This window comes from Rhodoblastus sp., from assembly GCF_041915505.1.
Taxonomy (GTDB): domain Bacteria; phylum Pseudomonadota; class Alphaproteobacteria; order Rhizobiales; family Beijerinckiaceae; genus Rhodoblastus.
Genome location: NZ_JAYSBG010000145.1, coordinates 1 through 8,239, shown reverse-complemented (window position 1 = coordinate 8,239; position 8,239 = coordinate 1). Strand labels below are relative to the sequence as shown.

Annotated in this window: 6 protein-coding genes and 1 pseudogene; all 7 read left to right on the top strand. The window is 64.6% G+C overall.

Annotated elements, in window-relative coordinates:
- Window positions 1-141 precede the first annotated feature (141 nt).
- Complete coding sequence (locus tag ACE3S9_RS10675) at window positions 142-795, top strand: urea amidolyase associated protein UAAP2 (RefSeq protein WP_374546439.1); 654 nt, start codon at window positions 142-144, stop codon at window positions 793-795.
- A complete protein-coding gene (gene uca / locus ACE3S9_RS10670) occupies window positions 796-4,332 on the top strand; it encodes an urea carboxylase (protein ID WP_374546438.1) in 3,537 nt (1,178 codons plus the stop codon).
- Window positions 4,332-6,113, top strand: a complete 1,782-nt coding sequence (gene atzF / locus ACE3S9_RS10665; protein WP_374546437.1) for an allophanate hydrolase — start codon at window positions 4,332-4,334, stop codon at window positions 6,111-6,113. Before uca ends, atzF begins: the two co-directional genes overlap by 1 nt.
- A gap of 221 nt (window positions 6,114-6,334) precedes the next feature.
- Window positions 6,335-6,451: pseudogene (locus ACE3S9_RS10660) on the top strand (IS481 family transposase); the annotation flags it as partial.
- A 35-nt stretch (window positions 6,452-6,486) separates the two neighbouring features.
- A complete protein-coding gene (locus ACE3S9_RS10655; protein WP_374546436.1) occupies window positions 6,487-6,621 on the top strand; it encodes a hypothetical protein in 135 nt (44 codons plus the stop codon).
- 165 nt (window positions 6,622-6,786) lie between these two features.
- On the top strand, window positions 6,787-7,797 hold the full coding sequence (locus tag ACE3S9_RS10650; protein WP_374546434.1) for a phosphate acetyltransferase: 1,011 nt from the start codon (window positions 6,787-6,789) through the stop codon (window positions 7,795-7,797).
- Window positions 7,798-7,853: 56 nt separating this feature from the next.
- Entirely contained in the window at window positions 7,854-8,117 is a 264-nt protein-coding gene (locus ACE3S9_RS10645) for a hypothetical protein (protein WP_374546433.1), read from the top strand.
- Window positions 8,118-8,239 lie beyond the last annotated feature (122 nt).

Sequence of the window (8,239 nt, the reverse complement as noted above, 5' to 3'; positions counted from 1 at the left end):
CCGGACTACGCCCCCGGCGCGATCGAGCTGACCCGCTATCGCCTGCCGGTTCCGGCGGACGATTTCTGCCGTACGGGCAGTGCGGAAAGCATCCGCGCTTTCGAAAATACCGACGCCGCGCGCGCCTGACGGGAGAGAACCATGAGCCAATTCATCTGCGCGCCCTCGTCCCGCGATCCCGCCGGCGCGATCCACGATTTCGAGATTCCGGCGACCAAGCCCTGGTCCCATATCCTGCGCAAAGGCCAAACCTTGCGCATCGTCGACAGCTACGGCCAGCAGGCGGTGGACACTTTGTTCTACAATGCCGAGGATTTTTCCGAGCGCTATTCGGCCAATGACACGTTGCGTGAGCAGGGCTCGGCCTATGTGGTCATCGGCACCGCGCTCGTCTCCAACGAAGGTCGCGTGATGGCGCGCATCGTCGCCAATACCGGCGGCGCGCACGACACATCCGCCGGCGCCTGTTCCTGCGAAAGCAATACGGTCCGCTTCGGCCATCACGTGAAATACCAGCACGCCTGCCGCGAGAATTTCGTCCTCGAAGTCAGCAAATACGGCATGGGCAAGCGCGACGTCGTTCCCAACATCAATTTCTTCATGAATGTCCCGGTCGAGCCGGACGGCAATCTCGCCATCGTCGACGGCGAATCCAAGCCCGGCGATTATGTCGAGCTGGTCGCCGAAATGGACATTCTCTGCGTGATCTCCAATTGCCCGCAGATCAACAACCCCTGCAACGGCTTCATTCCGACGCCGGTGCGCGCTCTGATCTGGGAAGCGCTGGAGGCGTAAATGTTCGACAAGGTTCTGATTGCCAACCGGGGCGAGATCGTCGGCCGGATCGGCCGCACCTTGCGGAAAATGGGCGTGAAAAGCGTCGCCGTCTATTCCAACGCCGACCGCTTCGCCCGCCCGGTGCTCGACGCCGACGAAGCCGTGCGCCTTGGCCCGGCGCCCGCCGCCGAGAGCTATCTGCTGGCGGACAAGATCATCGAGGCCTGCAAGCGGACTGGCGCGCAGGCGGTGCATCCGGGCTATGGCTTCCTGTCGGAAAATGTCGCCTTCGCCGAGAAGCTGGCGGCGGAGGGAATCGCCTTCATCGGCCCGCGACCCGAGCATTTGCGCGCCTTCGGCCTCAAGCACACGGCGCGCGACATTGCGGAGAAGGCCGGCGCGCCGCTACTGCCTGGCACGGGCATTCTCGATACGATCGAAGAGGCTTTGGCCGGCGCGGAGAAGATCGGCTATCCGGTGATGCTGAAGAGCACGGCGGGCGGCGGCGGCATTGGCATGCAGCTTTGCGAGGGGCCGGAATCCCTGCGCGAAAAATTCGACAGCGTGCAGCGTACGGCGCAAGCCGGCTTCGGCGACGCGCGGCTTTTTCTCGAACGTTTCGTCGCGCGCGCGCGCCATGTCGAGGTGCAGATCTTCGGCGACGGCAAGGGCCGCGTGATCGCGCTCGGCGAGCGCGATTGCTCGCTGCAACGGCGTAATCAGAAGGTCATCGAGGAGACGCCCGCGCCGGGGCTTTCGGACGCGCTTCGGGCGCGCCTGCGCGAGGCGGCCTGCGACCTCGGCCGCGCGGTGAACTACGAATCCGCCGGCACGGTCGAATTCATCTATGACGTCGCGCGAGACGATTTCTATTTCCTCGAAGTCAACACGCGCCTGCAGGTCGAGCATCCGGTGACCGAAGCCGTGTTTGGCGTCGATCTCGTGGAATGGATGATCCGTCAGGCGGCGGGCGAGGATGTGCTGACCGGCAATGAAAATCTGGTCCCGCGCGGCGCGGCGATGGAGGCGCGTCTCTATGCCGAAAATTCCGCCGCCAATTTCCGCCCCAGCGCCGGCCTGCTGACGGAGGTCTCCTTTCCGCACGATGCGCGCATCGACGGCTGGATCGAGACCGGGGCCGAAGTTACAGCCAATTATGATCCGATGCTGGCGAAGGTCATCGTCCACGGCGCAACGCGCGACGAGGCGCTTGAGAAATTGCGCGCTGCGCTCGATGCAACGCGGGTTCGCGGCATCGAAACCAACCTCACCTATCTGCGCGCCATCGCCGCGTCGGATGTGTTCGCGCGCGGCGACGTCGCCACCAATGTGCTGCCGCATTTCGCCTTCCGGCCGCGCTCGCTCGACGTGTTGAGCCCAGGCGCACAATCGACGGTGCAGGAGCTTCCTGGACGGCTCGGCCTGTGGGATGTCGGCGTGCCGCCGAGCGGCCCGATGGACGAGAAAAGCTTCCGCCTCGCCAATCGCATCGTCGGCAATGTGGAAACCATAACGGCGCTGGAAATGACCGCGCGCGGCGCCACATTGCGCTTCAATTCTGACGCGATTTTCGCGCTGGCCGGCGCGCGGATGAAGGCGACGCTCGATGGCGCGGAAATCGCCAACAATCTCCCGCATGAGGCGAAGGCCGGACAGGTGCTGACCGTCGGCGCCGTGGAAGGACCGGGTCTTCGAACCTATCTCGCCTTGCGCGGCGGTTTCGACGCGCCAGAGTTTCTGGGTTCTCGCGCGACCTTCACGCTCGGCGGCTTCGGCGGCCATGCCGTCGGCGCGCTCAAGGCCGGCGACGTGCTGCATTTCGGCGACGCCCCCACGCCCGACGCGCCGCGCGCCGCCCGCGAGGGTGAACTGCCGGCGCTCACGCACGATTGGCGCCTGTCCGTCATCTACGGCCCGCACGGCGCGCCGGATTTCTTCCTCGACGAAGACATCGATACTTTGTTCTCCGCCGAATATGAGGTGCATTTCAATTCGGCGCGCACCGGCGTGCGCCTCACCGGACCCAAGCCGAAATGGGCGCGGTCCGATGGCGGCGAAGCGGGCTTGCACCCGTCCAATATCCACGACAACGCCTATGCGATCGGCGCAGTCGATTTCACCGGCGACATGCCGATCCTGCTCGGCCCGGACGGCCCGAGCCTCGGCGGCTTCGTCTGCCCCGCCGTGACCGCGCGCGAAGATTTGTGGAAGCTCGGCCAGCTCAAGCCGGGCGACAAGCTCCGCTTCGTCGCCATCGCGCGTCCCGTCGATCCCGTCGCCGGTCCCACGGTCAAAGTCGCGCCGGGCTCGGCCATTCTCGGCAAGGTCGAGGGCGAGATTCCCGCGGTCTATCGCCGCGCTGGCGACGACAATCTTCTGGTCGAATATGGCGCCATGTCGCTCGACATCGGGCTGCGCATGCGCGTGCATCTGCTGGCGCAGAAAGTACGCGACGCGAAACTCTCCGGCCTGATCGACATGACGCCCGGCATTCGCTCGCTGCAGGTGCATTACGACAGCAAGACCTTGTCGCGCGCAAAATTGCTGGGCGCCTTGCGGGAAATCGAGGCCGACATGCCCTCGACCGAAACGATGAAGGTCCCGAGCCGCATCGTGCATCTGCCCTTGTCGTGGAACGATCCGCAGGCGCAGCTCGCCATGCGAAAATATCAGGACCTCGTGCGCCCGAATGCGCCGTGGTGTCCGTCCAATATCGAGTTCATCCGGCGCATCAACGGCCTCGACGACGAGGCGGCCGTGCAGAACATTATCTTCGACGCCAATTATCTGGTGCTCGGCCTCGGCGACGTCTATCTCGGCGCCCCCGTCGCGACGCCGGTCGATCCGCGCCACCGCCTCGTCACCACCAAATATAATCCGGCGCGAACCTGGACACCGGAAAACGCAGTGGGCATCGGCGGCGCCTATATGTGCGTCTATGGCATGGAAGGGCCCGGCGGCTATCAGCTGTTCGGCCGCACCATCCAGATGTGGAACAGCTGGCGCTCGACGCCGGAATTCGCGCCGGGCGCGCCGTGGCTGCTGCGCTTCTTCGACCAGATCAAATTCTTCCCGGTCAGCGCCGAGGAATTGCTTGAGGCGCGCGCCGCCTTCCCGCATGGCGCCTATCCGCTTAAGATCGAGGAGACACAGTTTTCCTACGCCGATTACAAGGGCTTTCTCGCCCGTGAATCGGCTGGAATCACAGCGTTCAAGACCAGGCAGCAGGCGGCTTTCGAGGCCGAGCGGCAACGCTGGCGCGACGCCCGGATCGACGAGGCGCCGCTCGACGAGGCTGCGGCCGCGCTTGGCTCGGGCGGCGAGGTTCCGGACGGCTGTATCGGCCAGTTCTCGGAAGCGCCGGGCAATGTCTGGCAATGGCGGGTCGCCGAGGGCGATCACGTCGAAATCGGACAGACTTTGGTGGTGATCGAATCGATGAAAATGGAGATTTCCATTGCCGCCACGGCGCGCGGCATCGTCCGCAGCCAATTGGTCAAGCCGGGCCAGACCTTGCGCGCCGGCGACCTGGTCTGCGCGCTGGAGGAAGTGTGATGGCCCTGTTCACCCTCACCGCACTGAGCGCCCGTTATGCGGAGAATCCGCCAACCCTTCTCGATGTCGTGGAGGAGGTTCTCGCGCGCATCGACGCTTGCGACGATCCCGCGATTTTCATCAGCCGCGTCGCGCCCGCCGATCTGCGCGACGCCGCGCGCGACCTGCTCGCGCGCTCCCCCGATCCCGCCAGCCTGCCGCTTTGGGGCGTTCCCTATGTGGTGAAGGACAATATCGACGTCGCCGGCATGGAGACCACAGCAGCCTGTCCGGAATATGCCTATCGCGCCGCCAAGGATGCGACGGTCGTGGCGCGGCTGCGGGCGGCGGGCGCCTTGCTCGTCGGCAAGACCAATCTCGATCAGTTCGCGACAGGATTGAATGGCACGCGCTCGCCCTATGGCGCGCCGCGTTGCGTGTTTGACCGGAATTACGTGTCCGGCGGCTCATCCTCCGGCTCGGCGGTCGCGGTGGCGCGCGGACTGGTGAGCTTTTCGCTCGGCACGGATACCGCCGGGTCAGGGCGCGTGCCCGCGGCTTTCAACAATATTGTCGGCGTCAAGCCGACGCCCGGCCTCGTTCCCGCGACCGGCGTCGTTCCCGCCTGCCGCAGCCTCGATTGCGTCAATGTTTTCGCCGCGAGCGTCGCCGACGGTGTGGCGGTGCGCCGCGTGCTCGACGGTTTCGATGCGGAGGATTGCTACTCCGTCGCGCCCGCGCAAATAAGCCTGCCGCCTCAGCCGCGCGTCGGCGTTTTGATGGCCAAGCATCGTGAATTTTTTGGCGACGCCGAAAATGCGAAGCTCTACGCGCAAGCCATTGCAAAGGCCGAAAGCCTCGGTTGGACCATTGTGGAATTCGATTACGCGCCCTTCGCCGAAATCGCCGCATTGCTCTACGAGGGACCGTGGCTTGCCGAGCGGCTCGCGGCCATCGAGCCCTTTCTTGCGCGAAACCCTGGAGCGCTCGACCCGACCGTACGCGGCCTGATTGAAAGCGCGAAGACATTCACCGCCGCCGACGCCTTCCGGGGACAATACCGCCTGCAGGAGCTGTTGCGCGTGGCGGCGAAAGAAGCCGAGACATTCGATCTTCTTCTGCTGCCGACCTCGCCCACCATTCACACGGTGGCGGCGATGCGGGCCGATCCCGTGCGGTTGAACGCGCAATTCGGCCGCTACACCAATTTCGTCAATTTCTGCCGCATGGCGGCGATCGCCGTGCCCGCGGGCTTCCGCGCCGACGGGCTGCCTTTCGGGGTCACGCTGATCGGCCCCGCGCAGAGCGATGAGGCGCTCGCCCCGCTGGCCGCCGCCTTCCATGCGGCGATGGGCTGCGGCGCCGGCGCGACGCGAGAACCTGTCGTCGGACAGGCGCAAGCACAACTCGGCGACCGCATCGAAATCGTCGTGGTCGGCGCGCATCTTTCCGGGCAGCCGCTTAACTGGCAGCTCACGCAAGGCGGGGGCTGGTTGGTCGAAGCGACGCGCACCGCGCCCGATTATCGGCTCTATGCGCTCGCTAACACCGCGCCGCCGAAGCCTGGGCTGATCCACGAGCCCGGATTTTCGGGGCCGGGGTTGGAGGTCGAAGTCTGGTCGCTGCCGGCGGAGTCCTTCGGCCGTTTCGTCAACGCCATTCCCGCGCCGCTTGGCGTCGGCAAGGTGATGCTCGCCAGCGGCCGGCAGATCACAGGATTCCTCTGCGAAAGCCACGCCCTGGCAGGAGCGCGCGAGATCACCGAATTCGGCGGCTGGCGCGCTTTTCTGAACGCCGGTTGAGTAAATCCGCGAGCGTCTGTCGCGTCAGACCCCAAACAGCGAAAGCGCCCGCCAAATCAAAACAAAAGCCCCACCTTCACAACAAGGCGGGGCTTTTGTTTTGATTTGCGTAGGATTTGAATGCGGGGCCCCGCACACGCTGTTGTCGAACCGAGTCCAATCTGGATGTTGATCCCAAGCTTTGCTGGCGCAATCTTTTCTCCGGAATGGAAGGATGCGCTATGGGCCAGGGTCTTCAGGCGAGCGCCACAACGACAGAGTCGGTCCATTGAGCGATACGGAATAGTCGAGAGAGCCTGAGGACGCTGGCGAAGCGCTACGGGATCAATCAGACGACGGCGCGGGAGGCGGCGCGACCGTCTGGCTCGCGGGATTGAACCCTGTCGCGCTCGACATGGCGCAGCGCGCCGGTCTGGACGAGCAGCTCGACCGGAACCGAATGCTGTTCAACACGCGAACCCCGATCGAACGTTTCAAGGCCATGCCGCCCTCGCGCGGAGCGGAATAAAGAGGCTCGCCGATCACATTTGCTTATTGGCAGGGACGATGGCCGCTGCGACACTTTATGCGCCCGAGCGCCGATCATCAGCTTGCGATCGCAAGGCGAGCGGGTGCGGCGACGTTCGCCGCGGCCGGCAATGAAAAAGTCAAATCGGCACAGGGAGAGCGCGCAATGACGGGACAATCCAATATTACGAATCCTGCCGATTTTGTGAATCCCGCCAATCTTGCAAATCCTGCCGCGAGCGAGCGCCATGGAAAATACGAGCGCCTGATCGCCGCCGCAAAGAAGGAAAACACGATCAAGGTCGCCGTGGCCCATCCCTGCGACGAAGTCTCCCTGACCGGCGCGGTGGAGGCGAAGGAGCTTGGCCTGATCGAGCCGATCCTCGTCGGTCCCGCCGAGCGCATCCGCGCCATCGCAACCAAGGCCGGACTCGATCTTACGGCTGTCGAGATCGTGGATGCGCAGCACAGCCATGAATCGGCGGCCAAGGCCGTGGAGCTGGTGTCGAGCGGCAAGGTCGAGGCGCTGATGAAGGGCAGCCTGCACACCGACGAACTGATGGGCGCGGCGGTGTCGAAACAGGCAGGAATCCGCACCTCCCGGCGTATCAGCCATTGCTTCGTGATGGACGTGCCCAACCATCCCGACGCGTTGATCGTGACCGACGCCGCGATCAACATCGCCCCGACGCTGGAGGATAAAGTCGATATCATCCAGAACGCCATCGACCTCGCTCATGCGCTCGGCGTGGAGGACGTGCGCGTCGCGATCCTCAGCGCCATGGAGACCGTGAACTCGAAAGTGCCCTCGACCATCGAGGCCGCGGCCCTGTGCAAAATGGCCGAACGCGGCCAGATCACGGGCGCCATTCTCGACGGCCCGCTGGCGCTCGACAATGCGATCAGCCCGGAAGCCGCGGCGATAAAAAAGATCGTTTCGCCTGTCGCCGGGCGCGCCAATGTGCTCGCCGTTCCCGATCTCGAAGCCGGCAACATGCTGGCGAAAAGCCTGTCCTTCCTGGCCGGCGCCGACGCCGCGGGCATCGTGCTCGGCGCGCGCGCGCCCATCATTCTCACGAGCCGCGCCGACTCGGTCATCACCCGCCTCGCGTCATGCGCGGTGGCGGTCATGGTCGCCGCCGCGCGCCGGAAATCGGCGTCCGCCTCGATTGCGTGAGCGCGCTCAAGACGCGCCGACGGAATGAAGCGTCATGTCATGCCAGGAAGGTGAACATGGCGGATTGCATCGCGGTCATCAACGCCGGTTCGTCGAGCATCAAATTCGCGATCTACGAAACGACGGTTGAAAACAGGCTGGTTTTCAAGGGGCAGATCGAAGGCATTGGCGTCGATCCGCATCTCAGGATCGCCGGCCCCGACGGCGCTGCGCTGAACGATCGCAAATTTCCCAGGGACCGTTTCGATCACGACGCCGCCATGCGCGCTATCATCGCCGCCAGCCGCGCCCTGCTCGACGGTTCGGAAGTCGTCAGCTAGAGCAAGTTCTGTGAATTCGGATTCGGCTGGGATTCCCAAACGGCCACGCTCGTGCGAGTCTACGAGCGTGATTGCGAGGGAGGAATCCCATGGCCCGGTCTTACAGCCAGGATTTGCGTGAT